The organism is Vagococcus sp. QWL-13 (assembly GCF_058683555.1).
This window is the reverse complement of the sequence record NZ_CM178746.1, coordinates 1,465,875-1,483,457: the sequence shown is the minus strand read 5'-3', so window position 1 is coordinate 1,483,457 and position 17,583 is coordinate 1,465,875. Positions and strand designations below refer to the sequence as shown.

Genomic DNA, 17,583 nt, shown 5'->3' with positions numbered 1-17,583 from the left:
TCTTTTCATATAAATTAAACGATATAATAGCAAGCTGTCATCAAGACTAAACTTAAAAAACCAGCAAGATACAGCAATTGATTCATGGTGAGAATATCTTCAATAGACACTTGTTTTAAAGGATCGCCGATATGAGGTTTAAAAATTTCCACACCATGATAACGATGTGTCCCTCCCAGTTGAATTTCCAGTGCCCCAGCCACCACAGATTCTGGGTAGCCGCTGTTGGGGCTTTGATGATTTCGCCGATCTCTTTTCCCAACTTCCCAGGCATTTTTCACATTCAAGTTAAGCAGATAGCTAGCTACTAATAGGATAAACCAAGTTATTCTTGCGGGAATGTAATTGACCCAATCATCTAATTTGGCCGAGGCATATCCAATGTCTTGATATTTTGGGGTTTGATAACCGATCATAGAATCTAAAGTGTTGATTGCTTTATACATCATCCCCAAAACAGGACCGCCAATAAGAATGTAAAACAGCGGTGCGATGACACCATCACTTAGATTTTCCGCCATTGTTTCAATGGTTGCTTTAGTGATTTCCTCTCTGGATAATTCCGAAGTGTCCCGTCCGATAATCATACTGACCTGATAACGAGCTTCCTCTAACGTACCATCCTTCAATTTAGTAAAAACTTTTAAGCCTTCTACCGACAAACTTTTCAGTGCCAACAGACTGTAAGTTAAATAAATATAGATGAAACCGTACAAAATCCTGTTCAGTTGATAACTGACTATAAGTATGGCTGCTACTATCAGTCCTGAAAGAGCGACTGTTACGAAACAAATCAGAAAACCGTATAAAAATCGTTTGCGTTTGGAAAAAAATGGTCGGTTTAAACGTTTTTCAAAAAAACTAATCAAATGTCCGATGACTTTAACAGGATGGGGCCAGCTGTAAGGATCCCCTAAGCAAATATCAAGAAAAAAAGCTGCTATAAAAAAACTAATCTTCATTTAGAACCCACCTTTTTTAACTGACGCACACGCTCTAGTAGTTTAGTCAGAAAAGTAGAGGATTGATAAAAGTGGAGATGTAAATAACTGGCAAACGTTTGATTTTTTTGATACCCTCCGTGCCATGCTTTTATGACTTGTCCGTCCCGTTCCTTAAACATATTCAAAACAGTCGACTCATCGCTTTCAAAAATTGAATGATGGAATTCATGACCAACAATTTTTTCGCCTTTGTCAGCAATTAATGTGTCTTGATTAGCTAAACCGTAACAGTAACCGAAATTCTTCAATCCAGTGGTCATTTGACTAAAACCTTTAAAAATCCCGACCATTTCATAGTGAATGTTATTAATTTTCAAATGTTCTCCCAGATACATCAAACCACCGCACTCAGCTAAAATTGGCACGCTCTCCTGATGTTTGCGAAGAATTTCTATCCTCATTTGTTGATTGTCACTCAATTGTGCAGCAAATTCTTCCGGATAACCCCCGCCAAAATAGTAAAAGTCAGCAGCAGGTAGTTTTTTATCAGCGATAGGACTAAATGATGTCAAGTTAACCCCGAATTTTTCCAGTAATTCTAAATTGTCAGGGTAGTAAAAGTGAAAAGCATCGTCATAGGCATAAGCTAAAGTAAGATCGGAAAAATCCGGATATTGAGACGTCCAGACTGGTTTGATTGTACCGAATATATCCTCTTTCTCTATTTCTTTTAATATGTCATCAATGGCTACTGTTTTTTCTAATTGAGCTGCCGTTTCATCGACTTTCAGCATTAAATCATCTATTTCCCGGTCAGGCACTAAACCTAGTTGCCTAGAAGGTAAATATAATTCCGGTATTTTTGGAAGGTAGCCAAAGACTTTAGTTTCTGTATAAATTTCTACAGCTTTTTTGATAAGTTGATAGTGGTTTTCTGAGGACAGCTGATTGATAATCACTCCCACTATATTCAACTCTGGATCGAATTCCAGAAAACCTTTGATGGTCGCTGCTACAGAAGTGGCGGCTGACTTGCCGTTAACCACTAGGATAACCGGGATATCCAGCTGTTTGGCAACACCAGCGGATGAACAGTAGTCTTTGTCTACACCAAATCCGTCAAAAAGCCCCATAACTCCTTCCACTACAGAAATATCTGCTCCCACATTAGATTGGTAGAACAGCTGTTGCATTGTCGTCCTGCTATTAACAATAAACATATCCAAATTGCGAGATTGGCGGTCTACTACGCGGGTATGGTATTGCGTATCAATATAGTCGGGCCCGACTTTATAAGGCTGTACTTCAAAGCCTCTTTGTTGCAGTATTTTTAACAATCCAAGAGTAATCAAGGTTTTGCCGCTGCCGCTTGACGTCCCGGCAATCATAATCTTTTTCATATTAAACCCCCATCAGTTTAATTATTTATCATCAACAATAACTGCCTTTAGCCCATCAAAGCATGTCCGCTGCAAATGTAAATGCTTGTAGTAATCACCGATCGCAGAATTTCTAATTTGATTCACAAGTATGGTCAGTGATATCAAATCTTCCATTAACAAACCAACTACCGTACCGCTGTGTGCCACATTTATCCCCATCAGATGATGTTTCCCAACTAACTTCTTCAGACTTTCAAAATATGGTTTCTCTAAAATACTTTGATTAAGACAGGCACTGGCCGTTGCGGCTTCCCCCAGCAACTTTAGATCTTGATTAGCAGCAGCCTGCTGATATTTTTGGTGCACTTGTTTAAATAATGTTTTCTGCTGATAAAAACTTCTTTCAATTTGTTGTGTATGAAAATCTGCTGTATTGAGAGATGCAGCCGGTTCTAAAACTAACATATAAAAATTTGGTCGCCAATTACTTTCAATCATCAAGCTGCCTGTTTGCTGTTCAAATAAAGTCAGTGAAGGAAAGATTACGCTGTCCGTGGCTTCGATTGGCACACACAGATTGACAACTTCTTGAACAGTCAGCCTTCTTCCAAAATAGAGAGCCAAGCCATAAATGCAGCCGGCTATATCTGCTGTACTGCTAGACATTCCTTTGCCGCACGACAGCTCGCTGGAAATTGTGATCTTCAGATTATCCAATCGGGCAACATCAATTTTTAAAAAATCACAGGTGGCCAACAAGGCTTGATAACTTTTACTTTTATGAGGTGTCAGTTGTAATTCTGACGCTGTCTTCGATGCTTCAATCGTGACAGTAGTAAATTTGTTCATCCCTAAACTAACTAGTTTTTGCGAGTCCCCTAGCCAGCCTTGAATCAATTCCCCACAGGTTCCTGGCGAGGTGACGATTATTTTTCTTGCCATAATATCTCTTTTAACGCAGCAACCAATTGCCGGTTTTCTTCCCGGGTACGTACTGCAATGCGGTAATAATTTGCTGTCAACCCTTTGAAAGACTGACAGTCTCTGATAAGAAAACCTCTGGCTAACAGTTTTTCTTGTAAATTAAATTTTTCCCATAGCTTGAAGAATATAAAATTAGTCCGGCTTGTGTAAACAATGATTTGGGAAAACCTTTTCAATTCACTTATCAGAAATGACCTTTCTGATGTCACGTAATCAATAGTCTCACTGATAAATTTTTGGTCTTTAAGTGCTGACTGACCTGCTAAATCTGCAAAAATATTCACGCGCCAGGGAATACTGCCTTGTTGTAATTTAGCCATCAATGCTTCATCTACAGTTAACAAATACCCTAACCTTAACCCCGGGATTGCAAAAAGTTTGGTAAGTGAACGAAAAATATATAAATGCTGATAGGCATCTAAGTGGCCAACCAACGAAGCAGACTCTTCTTTTTCAACAAAATCCATAAACGCTTCGTCTATAATGAGAGATATCCGTTTAGATTGACTGAAAGCTAAAATATTCAGCAGTTCTTTTTTTGAAAGCATCTTTCCTGTGGGATTGTTGGGATTGCAAATACAAATCCCATCAACTTTTAGTTCTTCAGCTGACTTCAGCAAATCATCTGTACAGACTGCAAAGTCAAATGACTCAGTTTTAAAGTAGCTTACTTTGGTATGGTATTTTTTGAATGCTCTTTCATATTCCATAAAAGTTGGTGCCAAAATGAGCACATGCTTTAAGCCAGCCGCCTCAGAAAAATTATAAATTGCTTCTATCGCCCCATTAGCCACATAAATGTTTTGCGTTGCACACTCATGAAAAGTGGCAATTTGTTGGATTAAATCTTTATAACGCAAATCTGGATAGTGGCACATTTTCGTCAGTTGACTGTTAATCAGTTCTTTAATACCTTTTGGAAAACCAAGGGGATTGATATTGGCGCTAAAATCAGTAATTGTATTGGGATTCAGCTGATAGTGTTCACTAATTTCTTGAATATTTCCTCCATGGATGATTGTCATTTTTTTCTCCTAAAATTCTTGTCACTCAAAAATGGATTCCTGAGATATTTTTAATCTTATGCGGCAATGCAAGAAAAACCATTTCGGCAATTACTAAGTTGGCTAATGTTGCAGCAGTTAAGGGAACAAACAGTCCGAAAACGACTTTCCCCAAAAATGGATATAAAATAATTAAATCCAGCGGTACATTGATGAGATAGGCAATAACAAAAGATAAAAAACGACTGGAGAGATTTTGAAATCTTGGTTGATGGCGGATCCAGCCAAAAACAAAGAGGCAAAAAGACATCAACATTGCAATAATCAAGTGAATCGGCAGCGTATTGGGAAATCCTGCCAAAAGTGCGGAGACTATGTGGCCGAAAAATCCAATAATCGCCCCGGCACCCGGTCCAATAATAATAGCTGCAATAAATCCGGGAAAAGAATCTAAGGCGATAGAACCTAACATTTTTATATTTGCCCCGATGATACTTAAAGATAAAAACAAACCAATCAACGCTATTTTTCTTGTACTGTTCTTCATTTCACCACTTCCTTTTTAACGACAAAAAACAGCACAAAGCATGGAATGAAAACATGCTCTGTGCTGCATCTGTCATAGAAATAAAAATAAAAACAACAGATAAACCAACCTAATGATCTCTCAGCCATAAACAATTTTCCCGATCCAATTGCTTTACTCAGCATTTGCCAAAGATATCCTGACTTCGCTTCATCCTAATTTCTCGCCTTCCCTAAATAAGTGGCATTGTGAGATTTCGTCTGCGTTACAGTAGAAAGGGACTGTTGAGGATTCACACCTCATTCCCTTTGACAAACACTTTAATATTATTTTTTATCTCAATTTATTATAGTATAGTTTTTGATAAAGACATACCTAACTTGTTAAGCTGACAATATAGTATTATTTTTTCTTTGTCAAGAACAATATTTTGTTATTTTAAAATAACAGTGATAAATATCTGTGGATTTCTCATTTAAGATGTTTTTTCAAACGTTAAATGTCAGAAAAAATACTTATTCTTTATTTTTTAGCAGAAAAATTAAAATCAAAAAATTTATTCATTCCAGATGTCACACTTGAATTTTCCAGCTTCAAAGGAAACCAGTGTATAATTATTTTGTTCTAATTTAATCTCCCAAAATGACCGGTCAGGAAAACAAAAATTCAGCAGCACACGGATGGTTCCCAAATGGCTGACAATGGCACAATCATTGTTTCCGGTTAATAATTCACGGAAGCCGTTAATCATCGTTGTTTCGAACTGCGAAAACGGTTCTGCACCCGGCGGTGTATAGCCAAAAGGATCTTGCAGCCACTGCTCCCATTCAGAGGGATAAGCTGCTTGAATCTGGTCGGCATTGAGACCCTCCCATTCACCAAATCCCCACTCGTTTAAAAATGATCGCTGAACGTGTTCCTGGTTTGGAAAAACAATTTTGGCCGTCTCTTGACTTCGTCTCATAGTGCTTGTATAAATTTTTTTAATTTTATAGCTTGAAAGTTTTTCTTTCACTTTCTGAGACTGTTTCATGCCCGTTGAATTAATAGAAACATCAGAGGTGCCATAGAACAGACGATTAGCATTATAGTCTGTCTGCCCGTGTCGGATAAAAAATATTTTCACTTTTAGACACCTCCAAGGGCACAAATGCTCAATAAAAATACCACATTGCTTAGCGGAGCAAGTGCTCCCATAGTGTCACCGTTGAGTCCTTCAACTTTTTTATAAACAAAGCCACGGTAAATAAAAGTAAACACTACGCCCATCGTATAAATAATTGCTCCGTTCCATCTAAAAACAAACCCAAATAAAATAATAGTACTTAATTGGGCGATTATGATGTCACTTATCCCGATGTCTTCCCAAGTTTTACCAAGACCGCTGCTTGAGGCACTGGCATAAGTCATCTTATAGAACAATAGTGTCAGATTGCTTTTGGCGAGAAGATTCATGGCTACAATCATGACTGCTCCATCTGCTCCATCAAACAATGGCTGATAACTTAAGAAAATACTAATCATGAAAGAATAGTAAAATATTAAAGCCAATGCTCCCATGGTTCCAATGCGACTGTCTTTCATAATTTCTAACATCCGTTCCTTTTTACGGGAAGAGTATAATCCGTCAGCCATATCAGCCAAACCGTCCTGATGCATTGCTCCTGTAAAAAGAACATCAAAAAACAGCACCATAAGAAATGCCAGTAAAGTGTTAAGAAAAAGACTGCTGACATAGTAAACGATTCCCTCAATCATCCCTAAAAGCAGACCAAATAAAGGGAGATATTTTGTTCCCTTTTTCAAAGCATTCATAGGATCCTTCAAATCAACAGGGATAACTAAACGGGTAAAAAATTGAAAATAAGCAATAATTCCTTCTATCACAAGTTTGCCCCTTTCCCATCTTATTTAATAATTCAATGTATTTATAAACTCTAATTTTTTTAAAAAAATGAGATAATTATTTGTCTAAGTCCAACTTTTTATCATCACAATTAATAAGAAAAAACAACCTGTGAACAGCTTTTGGTGCTGAATTTTCAGGTTGTTTGATGATTTAAGGTAATAATTCTCGATACTTTTTTAACAATATCTTTAAAACAGGAAGGAGAATGATGTAAAATCCGATATTTCCTACGGCATGTAAAAAATCAAACGGGATTCCTTGCAGATAATAAGGCAAGAATGCTTTCATTCCATAGATTTGAACATCTACAATGGAGAAAATGAAGCCGTAAATAAAACCAGAGCCAAAACTAAAGATGGATTGAAGCAGTAAACTCCTTCTGAAAAATTTTATCTTGCATAAAAGACTGAACAATAGCAAGATAACCGTATAGCTGACGACTTGACCAATCATCCACGACCCCATGCCCATGTAGAGATTAGTAATTGTCATCGTTGCCAAACAAACAATCAGCCCCCTGCTTACACCTAGATAAAATGTGATAATCAGAAAAATTGCTGTAGCCGGCTGCACGTTGGGAATAGCTTGAAAGATAGTTCTTCCAACAACACAAGCAGCAATCAATAACCCAAGATAGGCAATCTCCTTAATGGAAAGATATGCTTTTTTCTGATTATTTAAATTGTGCATAAGTGAACACAACCTTGTCTCCATCACTTAAAAATGTCTCATTGGCGCCAGTTAACACTTCCTCATCATTGATTTTATAAGTCCAAAAGAAGCTATCCTTTTGATTTTGTTCGACTCCTTCAATCGAAGTAATGAAACCGCCTTCTTCAACAACTTCAAAATTTCCTTGCATTAATTCCATTAATGAAGTTTCAGAATTTATTTCTAATTCTTTTTCAGCAATAGTTTTCTCTTCATCAGAGATTGTTACTGATACATTGATGGTGTTTTCAGTTTCTTTTTTATCAGCAGTTTCAACCGTATCAATCGTTGAAGAATCCTTGTTGGATTCAGGTGTAGAGCAGGCGCTCATAAAAAATAATGCAAAACAAATCAACGATATAAAAATAGTTTTCTTTTTCATAATCTTCTCCTATTGATATTTTTTTAAGTTCTGTAAAAATGTTTTTAAATATACTTACTCGATGTTTTTTCATCCTGGTTTATTGAAAGATAGTAGCGATTATCAGACTGGATTATAAAATAATCAGTTAAACTTTCAATGTGACTTTCTGTATCACTGAGCTGTCAAGTCCAATGTGAACATCTAGATAAAATTTATTTCTTATTTTAAATAGCAAAAATAAAACGTCCAAATAATTCAGCCTTTTTTCTTCTTCAGCATCTCCTCCGTCCCTAGTGTAGTGGGAAAAAATAAAACAGTACAAACATCTTTAAGGAATGTTTTGTACTGTTTTCAATAAGCAAACGATTTATAGTCCGTTCATCAGATACTAAAACAATTTTCCCAATCCAATTGTTCTTTCTGTTTTTCAGTAAAGGTATCCTGGCTTCGCATCTGTCTTCTCAATTGAGCGGACTTGCTGAAATAATGTTTGCGTACACAGTAGAAAGGGGCTGCTGAGGATTTTCACCTCATTCCCTAAACTAAAATCCAGTATATTATATTCTTAAACAAAGCAATTATAAAATTGTTCGAAGTAAAATGCAACTAATCTGGTAAAATAGGCTAAAATTTGATATTATTCTTTAACTTTCGACAAAAAATTTTATGCAATACATTACAAATACGAAGGCTTATAAAACTGATTCTGATTCATTTTAATCGTTAAAAGAAGCCTTCAAAAACTCCCTAGGAATCAACACTACAAAAACGGTTCCTTTTCCAAGTTCACTTTCTACCTCAACTGTGCCCTGCATCAAGTTGACATAGTTCGCAACGATAGACAGTCCTAAGCCTGAACCGCCAGTATTTCTTTGCCGGGATTTACTTACCCTATAAAATTTTTCAAAAATTCTTTTCTGATTCTCAAGGGAAATTCCCACCCCGGTATCCATAACTTTCAGCTCTAAATCTTTGTCAGACATTTGAAGCGCTAAAGTAATAGTGCCTCCATCCTCAGTATAACTTACCGCATTTTCAAGCAAGTTTTTTATCACAGGCTGGAAATGTTCTTTCGGGACGTGAGTACTTCCCGCCTCAGCCGAGATGTTTTGTCTCAAAGACAAAGCTTTAGCTGTAATCTGCGGCAAATAATACTGGACTTCTTCCTGAATTATTTTTTCAACTGGCATCCAAAGAAGCGAATCTCCTTCAAAATCTTGCTCCGTACGCATCAAAAGTAAAATATTTTGAATCAAGCGGGACAGACGTCTAGCCTCTTTATCGATGATTGCCACAAATTTTTCACTCACAGCCGGATCTTCTAGCGCCCCATCAAGCAACGTTTCAGTGAATCCTAGAATAGAAGTTGTAGGAGTTTTTAGTTCATGGGATAAGTTACGGATAAAATCCCCGTGAAGTTGTTCGATTTTGCGGATATCAGTGATGTCATAGATGATTGCCACCAGTTCCGTATTCTCTCCTTCAGAAAAATATAAAGGCTTAACAACGATATTGAGATACCTCTCAAAAGGAAAGGAAAAATAAACTTCCTTTTGGATGTCCTTTTTTGTTTTTTCGGCCTGATTTAGCAGGCGGTTCAGTTCATCTTCCAAACCGTCCGACTCTCTTATCAACTCTTTGGCAACCTGATTCAAATCCCGCCGCCGGTCTTTTGATTGAAAAACCACTACCCCAATGGTTAAATTTTCAAGGATGAAGTCAAGTTTTTCTTCACTAAACAATTGTTGAAAATATAATTTATTGGTGCTTTTCATTAACTGGTTTAGGGAATCATACAAATTGGCCCATTCTCGCGACTGGATTTCAATTTTTTGTCTGTTTTCAGGATGTTGTAAAAACTCTTGTATCACAGGCAAAGCATACTTTAAGGGACGACGGCTTCGGCTCTCCAAATAAAACTGCAAATAATAAACTGCCCCAAACAAAAATATGGTTGTAAATGTCAAACCCCATCTCAAACGATTGAGAGAACCCTTAACGCCGCCATATTCCTCGGATAATCTGATAATTCCCACCAGCTCATAATCTGCTCTTACCTGCTTTCCGATGTGAAGCACGCCATGCTTTGAAGAAGAACTTTTATCTAAAAAACTAGCCTGTTCATGATTATCTTTTAAAATAGCATCAATTTCAGGTGTTTTAGATATTATTTCCCCTAAACTTTTTGTTTCTTCAGAGTCGAAAAGAACTGCCCCCGTCGGATCTAAAAGAATCAGTTGTTGCCTGTCGTCTATTGTGGATGCCATTTCACTGAAAGTCTCTTCTGTCCACTCTCCGTTTTGATTCAGATGATAGCTCCGCAAAAGCCAGTCCGCCTCCTTAAACATCATCTCTGTTTGCTGGGCGATGCTTTGTTGAACAAAAAAGTGTTGAATCAAGAACACGGCAGCAAAACAAAACAAAACAACTATCAAAAAAAGTTTTATTTGCTTTTTTTTACTCTGACTCATTTTTCCGGCTCCTGAAATTTATAACCGAAACCCCTAATCGTTTTCAAATATTTCGGTTTTTTAGTATCATCTTCAATTTTTTCTCTCAAATGGCTTACGTGAATATCCACCGTCCTTGACTGGTCATAGAAATAGTCATCGGCCCATACTTGAGCCAACAATGTTTCCCTGTCAATAATCCGGTCTTTCCGTGCCATAAAATAGACTAGAAGTTCGAATTCTTTTCTGGTCAGCTCAATAGGACTTCCCTTCTTTTCAACAACAAATTTTTCAGGATATGCCACCAAGTCGCCCACCTGCAGCTTCTTATCATCCTTATTTTTTTGTGTTTCTTCTGGAGAAGGCTTTTCTCTATCCACGCGTCTCATGATAGTTTTCATTCGAGCGATAAGCTCCCTTGGGCTGAAAGGTTTTGTCATATAATCGTCGGCACCGATTTCCAGACCAACTATTTTATCTATTACATCATCTTTAGCAGTCAGCATTAAAATAGGGGTAGTAATCTTTTTTTGTCGTAAAATCTTTACAATTTCAAATCCGTCAAGTTTTGGGAGCATAACATCTAAAATGATAAAGTAAAAATCAGTGGTTGTTCCTTCTTCTATGGCTTTCTCCCCGTCGTGGGCAACAACGACTTCAAAACCTTCTTTTTCAAAATGATATTGCAGTAAGGTAGTAATCGATGGTTCATCATCGACAATCAGTACTCGTTTCACTTTTGACCTCCTCATAAAAAAATAAAACTGTGCGTATAATGTGACAACATTATAGCACAGTCGAAAGGGGGGCTTCTATCTATTTAATTGTTTCCACATTGCCTTCCAAATCACGTGAAATTTTCATGGAAGTAATCGGGATATAATTAAGTTTTGCAACCACATTTTTTTGCACATCTTCTGTCATAATATAGTCAAGGAAGGCGGTGATTTCCGCTGACGCATCTTTTACCGTATACATGTGCTCATAGGACCAGATTTTCCAGTCGTTAGTAGCGACATTTTCTTCTGTCGGCTCTACACCGTCAATTTTCAGCGGACTCAATGACTCATCGAAGTAGGAAAATGCAAGATAACTGATAGCACCCGGCGTTTCAGAAACAATTTTCTTTACTGTCCCCGAGGAATCCTGTTCTTGAGAAGCTACAGACTGTGCATCGTTAAGCCCCCATTTTTCAAATGTCGCCCGAGTACCGCTTCCTTGTGCCCGGTTGACCACGACGATTTCCTGATCTTTTCCACCAAGATCTTTCCAGTTTTTGATTTTTCCGGTAAAAATGTCAACTAATTCTTCATGAGTGACATCATCAACGCCGACTTCTTTATTCACAACAGGTCCCATCCCCACGACAGCCACCTGATGGTCTTTGATTGCTGAGCTGTCGATGCCGTCTTTTTCTTCTGCAAAAACATCCGAATTTCCGATATCTACTGCCCCTGAACTCACTTGTGTCAGGCCAGTCCCGCTGCCGCCACCTTGAACAACAATCGAGTAATTTGGATTGTCAGTCATATAAATTTCTGCGATTTGTTCCACTAAAGGTTGTAAAGCGGTAGAACCCACTGCAGTAATTTCAACCTTGTTAGTATTATTTCCTTCAGGTTTTTCACCGGAAGCCGAACCAGATTCAGTAGTATCCCCTGCGCCGCAAGCTCCAGCAATAACTAGAACAGCTGTCAGTAAAGCTGTTATTCCAATTTTTTTCATGATAATTTCTCCTTTTCCCATAAGGGTTTGTCTATTTAACTCTAAATGAATCTTAACAAAGCTATGTAAAAAACAAGATTGGTTATTGTAAAGTATTTGTAAATTTGCATAGTTACACTATTTTTAAAAGTGATTATTTTCATTTTTATTCAAATGGGATACGAATGATTTACTTTCTACAAATTTTTATTACAGAACTAGACAACTAGCCCTTGGAATATCAAAGATTCAATGAATTCATCAATGTTTCAACTTTTGATATGCTTCATAAACTAATAGTTTATAAATTTGCTGAAAGATGAGGAATCAGTCATAGTATTCCTATAATTCTAGTGATACTATATTATTGAAAGGGGGAGATGGAATGAATCTTGCCGGAACCATACGGAAATTTAGACAGGAAAAAGGACTGACACAAGCAGAGCTGGCTCGTTTGCTCAATATCAGTCCCACAGCAGTAAATAAATGGGAAAGAGGAACAAACAGTCCTGATATCTCAAATTTGTTGCCAATGTCGAGAATATTGGATGTAAGTGTTGATGATTTGTTGAAATATGGCAGTGTTTGTACGCCAAAACAATTACGTACATATATAATGGAAGTGTTTCACTTGCTCGAACAAAAATCATTTTCAGAAGCGTTTCGTGTCGCAACAATTTACTTAGAGGACTACCCCAATGACCTTGCATTGCAGTCCAATTTACTGAGTATGCTGCTAACATCTCAAAATGAGAAGCAAAAGAGTGAACAAGAAGAAATTACAAAAAGAATGCATAGACTCGTAATAAATAATCTTAATTCCCTCTCCGATTCATTTATAGATGTATTGATGCAATATTATCTCTCGGTTGAAGACTATCTCCATGCGGAAGAACTGCTGGAATTGCTTCCAAAACAAGCATCGCTTTATTCCAGATTGAAAGCAGATTTCTATCGAAGCAAAGGTGACTACTCTTTGGCCTATAAAACTTACGAAGAAATTCTCTATGGAAGTCAAATGATGATAAACAATGTACTGATCTCGTTAACACATATGGCAGAGTATGAAGGCAATAAAGATATGGCTTCATATTACATCAATAAAAGGGTTGCTGTGATGGAAGTTTTTGAAATAGGTAAATTTGCCCAGTTAGGCGCACTGCTTCATATCTCCGAAAGCAATCAGATGAGCTATCATCCTATCATGAATTTGCTGTATGCTGTACCCACAATTGATAGTTTTGTACGGAGTAAACTTTATTCGCATATGACCTTTGATGTTGATGAAACTGGTTTTTTAGCTCAACAAATCTATAAAGATTTTTTAGCTGATTTGACTGATAAGAAGGAAAATTTTGATCTCAGTGATGAGGAACGGGATAAAGTGATACAATATATCGAAATGGAACTGAATAGCCTTGATTCAGGAAAAAATAGAATTTAGAATTTAGGATTTATAATTTTTCAGAATTCACTTTTTAAAAGCAATATAGCAAAGATTAACTCTATGATTCCATTAAACCTTTTTAGTAAATGACTTTACCAAAATAAAAATAATAAAAGATGCTGACCAGGAAGTTCATTTCCTGATCAGCATCTTTTCATTTTATTTCCATTAGTTGGCTTTGATAAAGAAAATATTTTGCAAATTATTTTTTATTCTTAAAAGAGCATCTAGCTATCTCTCAATCGAATTAACCATGATACCAGACAGTTCTCCCATTTAGCTCTTGCAGCGGCCGGTTATTGAAAGAATCACTTAAATGACTTTTTAATTTCTGAAAGTGCGTTTGAGTGATTTCTAAACTCTCAGAAAAAACGAACCACTTCACACCTTCCAGAGTAGGAGGTGTCGTTAAAGAACCCTGATAATGAAAATAATTTTTCTTTTCAGGAAGCAAGATTGCGGGGTTCAATGCCACATGATGTTTCGAATCATACCAGTGATTATCAGCAGAAGAATGATTTTTCACGTTATTCTCTCCGGAAGCTGCTACATCAAAGAGCACAGCCAGCACAACGATTTCGTCTTGCTGATTGCGATGAACTAAATGAAACTCCATCTGGGCTTGCTGGTCATTGATGTAATGCTCGCTGGGAATGTGATAGTGAATATTATGAAGACGGTAAGTCATGCCATCTACCACAAGTATATTCTTATGACTTGTACTTTCCAGTTGCAGCGTGTGATTATTATATGATTTGTTAAATATTTCCTGGGAATATGAAAATTCAACTAAACTTTTCCCCATCATACTGGACTTTCCTGTCTCTAGACGAATGGGAGATTGATACCCTGCACTTTCGGCAGCGCAAAAGTCAGAACAAAGTTGTGCCCAGTTTTCAGGTCCTTTCTCTTTACTCGAATAGTCCCACTCAGGGAAGAAAGATTTTGCAGTACTTTTCAAAAAGACCACCCGCCTTATCTTTTTATTCATTTGTAAATCGTTGGATGTCATTTGTTTTATTTTATCTTATTCAAAAATAATTGACGAATAAAAAGCACTGCTTTATTGCTGAAAGTTTTCAGTAATTTATTTTAACCACTCTCTAGGATTTATTTTCCATTCTTTCAGTAAGTTAATATCATTTTCATGAATGATGTTTTTCTCCAATGCAACATCAATCAATGTGGTGTAGTTTGTTAATGTTTCAAAAGGAAGATTAAGTTCAGCAAAGTTTTTTGAACTGTCAGGCAGCTCGTAAGTGAAAATAGCGGCCACACCTAATACGTTTGCCCCTTCATTTTTTGCTGCTTCAGCTGCTTCCAGAACACTGCCCCCAGTAGAAATCAAATCTTCGATAATCACCATTTTTTGGCCTTTAGTTATTTTACCTTCGATTTGATTGCCTTTGCCGTGTTTTTTAGCTGCGCTTCGGATATAAACCATAGGTAAATCCATAATGTCAGCCACCCATGCGGCATGAGGAATACCTGCCGTGGCTGTTCCTGCAATAACTTCAACTTCCGGATAATTCTTTTTGATGATTTCCGCAAGATTGGCTGCGACTTCTTTTCGAATCTCAGGATAGCTCATAATCACACGGTTGTCACAATAAATTGGACTTTTAATCCCACTGGCCCAAGTAAAAGGCTCCTGTGGTTTTAAACTGACGGCTTCAATAGCCAGCAAGTGTTCAGCTGTTGTGGATGCAATACTCATATTAAACGTCTCCATTCCATTCTTTTTTGATTGACAGATAACTTTCATAAGGATTTTCAGAGCGGGTGATGGGTCTTCCAACGACGATATAACTGGAAGACAACTCCTTAGCTCTGGCCGGTGTGACCACCCTTTTTTGATCACCTACACTAGCACCTTGCGGACGAATCCCAGGGGTCAGACAAACAAACTCCTGGTTGGTTGCCTCTTTGATAGCCGCTGCTTCCAGTGCTGAGCAGACTACCCCGTCCAATCCGCTGATTTCAGCATTTTTCGCATAATGCAGCACACTCTCCTGTAAAGAACATGTCAGTCCTTGATTTTCGTGCATTTCTTCCTCAGAGGTGGAGGTTAATTGCGTGACAGCGATTAATATCGGTCGAGTTCCGTCGCTGCTCCCCTCTTGAAGACCTTTGAGTGCGCCGGTCATCATCCGTTTTCCTCCTGCCGCGTGAACATTGACCATGTCAACGCCTAAACGGGCGATTCCCCTCATGGCACTTTCTACCGTGTTGGGGATGTCATGCAATTTCAAATCAAGAAAAATATCATGTCCTTGAGATTTAAGCCAACGTACGATGTCTGGCCCCTCTTGGTAAAATAATTCCATTCCCACCTTCACATAGAGAGATTCTTCTTTGGGAAAATTAGATAGGAATGTTTCGATTTGCAGTCTGTCTGGAAAATCCAGTGCAATAATTGGTCGGTGATTCATTATTAACGGGCTCCTTTCACTTCTGCAATTAATTGTTCCAGAGTGTCAATCCCCAGTTCATCCATTCTTGCAGGAAGTCCTTCAATCAACTTGGGACAAACATACGGATCAGTAAAATTCGCTGTCCCCACGGCAACAGCGCTGGCTCCTGCCAGATACATCTCTAAAACGTCATCCACCGTGTAAACTCCCCCCATACCGATAATCGGCAAGTCTACAGCCCTTGAAACTTGATGAATCATCCTGATGGCTACAGGCTTGATCGCCGGACCGGACAGGCCTCCTGTCTGGTTGGCTAAAATCGGCTGACGGGTGGTTAAGTCGATCCTCATCCCTAACAGTGTGTTGATCATAGTTAATCCGTCTGCCCCTGCCGCTTCTATTTCTTTGGCGATAGGCACAATATCTGTAACATTGGGAGATAATTTAATATAAACTGGGACTTTTGCCACTTCTTTTACTTTATAGGTCAACTCTGCCGCCACTTTTTTATCTGTGCCAAATGCGATGCCGCCTGATTTGACATTTGGACAGGAAATATTTAATTCGATGGCTTTTACATTGGGTGCATCTCCGATTCGGGCACACACAGCAATATAATCTTCTACTGTTGAACCGGCAACATTAGCGATGATCGGTACATCGTAAGCTTCCAATGCCGGCAGTTTTTCGTCCATGATGACATCCAAACCGGGGTTTTGCAGACCGATGGCGTTCAGCATACCACAAGGAGTTTCAGCTACTCTAGGCGTAGGATTGCCTTTTCTAGGTTCAAGGGTGGCCGCTTTTACCATAATCGCCCCCAGCTTGCTGAGATCGTAATAATCAGCGTACTCTTCGCCAAAACCAAAACATCCGCTGGCTGGCATGATTGGATTTTTTAATTCCAATCCCGGCAAACTAATCTTCAATCGATTCATAGTACTACCTCCCCTGTTTTAAAAATCGGACCTTCATCACACACTTTTTTCATTGATAAAGAATTATCTTTCTCATCTTTGACGTCGCAGACACAAGCATAACAGGCACCAACACCGCAAGCCATCCGTTCTTCCATGGAAATGTAGGCACGGGGATGGTCTTCAAACAACTCATCGACCTTTGCTAACATTCCTCTGGCACCGCAGGCATAAACTGCATCTGCGGTAATTTGCGGCAAATGTTTGTCAAGTGCCATACCCACATGGCCTTTTTCACCGAAAGAACCATCATCTGTAGATATAATGACCTGCCCTAACGCCGCAAATTCATCCTGATAGTAGATAACTTCTTTTGATGCAAAACCTAAAAATGAGATTACTTTGGCTCCCCGTTCATGTGCCTGTCTGGCAACTTCATATAAAGGGGGGATACCAATACCCCCGCCAACAATCAACACTACTTCCTTTGAAGTGATATCTTCCACAGGAAAACCGTTTCCTAGCGGGCCTAAAACATCCATGGTCTCTCCAGGGACCATGTCGCTCATGTTTTTTGTCCCATCACCTTCAATCCGGTAAATAATCGTACAACGCTTGTTCTTACGGTCAATACTTGAAATACTGATTGGACGTCTTAATAATAAATCTGCCCTTGACGGCTTACAGTGAATAAACTGTCCCGGTGTTGACATTTTATTCACCAGCTCGCCTTCCAGGACCAACTCAAAAATCTTAGGTGCAATCATTTTTTGTTGCACGATCAGCATGTCTTCCTGTTTCAATACACTCGCTCCTTTTTTAAAAAC

At 38.2% G+C, this 17,583-nt stretch carries 18 protein-coding genes and 2 riboswitches; of the genes, 1 reads left to right on the top strand and 17 read right to left on the bottom strand.

From position 1 onward, the window contains the following. Positions 1–14: 14 nt before the first annotated feature. From cbiB to AC4PHI_RS06820, 12 genes are all read right to left on the bottom strand, one after another. The gene (cbiB, locus tag AC4PHI_RS06875) at positions 15–962 is read right to left on the bottom strand and encodes an adenosylcobinamide-phosphate synthase CbiB (protein WP_492199181.1); all 948 of its coding nucleotides are present in this window, start codon (positions 960–962) and stop codon (positions 15–17) included. Then, positions 959–2,344, bottom strand: coding sequence for a cobyrinic acid a,c-diamide synthase CobB (locus AC4PHI_RS06870; RefSeq protein ID WP_492199180.1), 1,386 nt, complete (start codon positions 2,342–2,344; stop codon positions 959–961). Before AC4PHI_RS06870 ends, cbiB begins: the two co-directional genes overlap by 4 nt. A gap of 21 nt (positions 2,345–2,365) precedes the next feature. Next, the gene (locus tag AC4PHI_RS06865; RefSeq protein WP_492199179.1) at positions 2,366–3,268 is read right to left on the bottom strand and encodes a GHMP family kinase ATP-binding protein; all 903 of its coding nucleotides are present in this window, start codon (positions 3,266–3,268) and stop codon (positions 2,366–2,368) included. After that, positions 3,253–4,335 (bottom strand): threonine-phosphate decarboxylase CobD, encoded by a 1,083-nt coding sequence (gene cobD, locus AC4PHI_RS06860; RefSeq protein ID WP_492199178.1) that lies wholly within the window; start codon positions 4,333–4,335, stop codon positions 3,253–3,255. Before cobD ends, AC4PHI_RS06865 begins: the two co-directional genes overlap by 16 nt. Positions 4,336–4,360: 25 nt before the next feature. Beyond that, on the bottom strand, positions 4,361–4,861 hold the full coding sequence (locus AC4PHI_RS06855) for an ECF transporter S component (protein WP_492199177.1): 501 nt from the start codon (positions 4,859–4,861) through the stop codon (positions 4,361–4,363). 157 nt (positions 4,862–5,018) lie between these two features. Next, a riboswitch (cobalamin riboswitch) is annotated at positions 5,019–5,190 on the bottom strand. A gap of 206 nt (positions 5,191–5,396) precedes the next feature. Then, on the bottom strand, positions 5,397–5,966 hold the full coding sequence (locus AC4PHI_RS06850) for a histidine phosphatase family protein (protein ID WP_492199176.1): 570 nt from the start codon (positions 5,964–5,966) through the stop codon (positions 5,397–5,399). Between the two features lie 2 nt (positions 5,967–5,968). Beyond that, positions 5,969–6,727 (bottom strand): adenosylcobinamide-GDP ribazoletransferase, encoded by a 759-nt coding sequence (cobS, locus tag AC4PHI_RS06845; protein ID WP_492199175.1) that lies wholly within the window; start codon positions 6,725–6,727, stop codon positions 5,969–5,971. A gap of 172 nt (positions 6,728–6,899) precedes the next feature. Continuing rightward, positions 6,900–7,439: an ECF transporter S component family protein gene (locus AC4PHI_RS06840; RefSeq protein ID WP_492199174.1), complete on the bottom strand. Its 540-nt coding sequence runs from the start codon at positions 7,437–7,439 to the stop codon at positions 6,900–6,902. Beyond that, positions 7,423–7,842, bottom strand: a complete 420-nt coding sequence (locus tag AC4PHI_RS06835) for a DUF4430 domain-containing protein (protein WP_492199173.1) — start codon at positions 7,840–7,842, stop codon at positions 7,423–7,425. Before AC4PHI_RS06835 ends, AC4PHI_RS06840 begins: the two co-directional genes overlap by 17 nt. Positions 7,843–8,237: 395 nt before the next feature. Next, positions 8,238–8,407, bottom strand: a riboswitch (cobalamin riboswitch). A gap of 133 nt (positions 8,408–8,540) precedes the next feature. Beyond that, positions 8,541–10,295 carry a sensor histidine kinase gene (locus AC4PHI_RS06830; RefSeq protein ID WP_492199172.1) on the bottom strand — a complete coding sequence of 585 codons (1,755 nt, stop codon included), beginning with the start codon at positions 10,293–10,295 and terminating at the stop codon, positions 8,541–8,543. Then, entirely contained in the window at positions 10,292–11,011 is a 720-nt protein-coding gene (locus tag AC4PHI_RS06825) for a response regulator transcription factor (RefSeq protein WP_492199171.1), read from the bottom strand. The genes AC4PHI_RS06830 and AC4PHI_RS06825 overlap by 4 nt, the downstream gene beginning before the upstream one ends. Before the next feature lie 79 nt (positions 11,012–11,090). Continuing rightward, positions 11,091–11,999, bottom strand: a complete 909-nt coding sequence (locus AC4PHI_RS06820; RefSeq protein WP_492199170.1) for a phosphate ABC transporter substrate-binding protein PstS family protein — start codon at positions 11,997–11,999, stop codon at positions 11,091–11,093. A 364-nt stretch (positions 12,000–12,363) separates the two neighbouring features. On the opposite strand from AC4PHI_RS06820, the gene AC4PHI_RS06815 reads away from it, so the two are divergent. Then, a complete protein-coding gene (locus AC4PHI_RS06815) occupies positions 12,364–13,422 on the top strand; it encodes a helix-turn-helix domain-containing protein (RefSeq protein ID WP_492199169.1) in 1,059 nt (352 codons plus the stop codon). A 250-nt stretch (positions 13,423–13,672) separates the two neighbouring features. Here AC4PHI_RS06815 and AC4PHI_RS06810 read toward each other — a convergent pair whose 3' ends face one another. The 5 genes from AC4PHI_RS06810 to AC4PHI_RS06790 form a co-directional block, all read right to left on the bottom strand. After that, complete coding sequence (locus tag AC4PHI_RS06810; protein WP_492199168.1) at positions 13,673–14,386, bottom strand: carbonic anhydrase family protein; 714 nt, start codon at positions 14,384–14,386, stop codon at positions 13,673–13,675. Positions 14,387–14,512: 126 nt separating this feature from the next. Beyond that, positions 14,513–15,142: an orotate phosphoribosyltransferase gene (gene pyrE / locus AC4PHI_RS06805; protein WP_492199167.1), complete on the bottom strand. Its 630-nt coding sequence runs from the start codon at positions 15,140–15,142 to the stop codon at positions 14,513–14,515. 1 nt (position 15,143) lies between these two features. After that, positions 15,144–15,857, bottom strand: coding sequence for an orotidine-5'-phosphate decarboxylase (gene pyrF / locus AC4PHI_RS06800; RefSeq protein ID WP_492199166.1), 714 nt, complete (start codon positions 15,855–15,857; stop codon positions 15,144–15,146). Between the two features lie 2 nt (positions 15,858–15,859). Continuing rightward, on the bottom strand, positions 15,860–16,777 hold the full coding sequence (locus tag AC4PHI_RS06795) for a dihydroorotate dehydrogenase (RefSeq protein ID WP_492199165.1): 918 nt from the start codon (positions 16,775–16,777) through the stop codon (positions 15,860–15,862). Further along, complete coding sequence (locus AC4PHI_RS06790) at positions 16,774–17,559, bottom strand: dihydroorotate dehydrogenase electron transfer subunit (RefSeq protein ID WP_492199164.1); 786 nt, start codon at positions 17,557–17,559, stop codon at positions 16,774–16,776. The genes AC4PHI_RS06795 and AC4PHI_RS06790 overlap by 4 nt, the downstream gene beginning before the upstream one ends. Positions 17,560–17,583 lie beyond the last annotated feature (24 nt).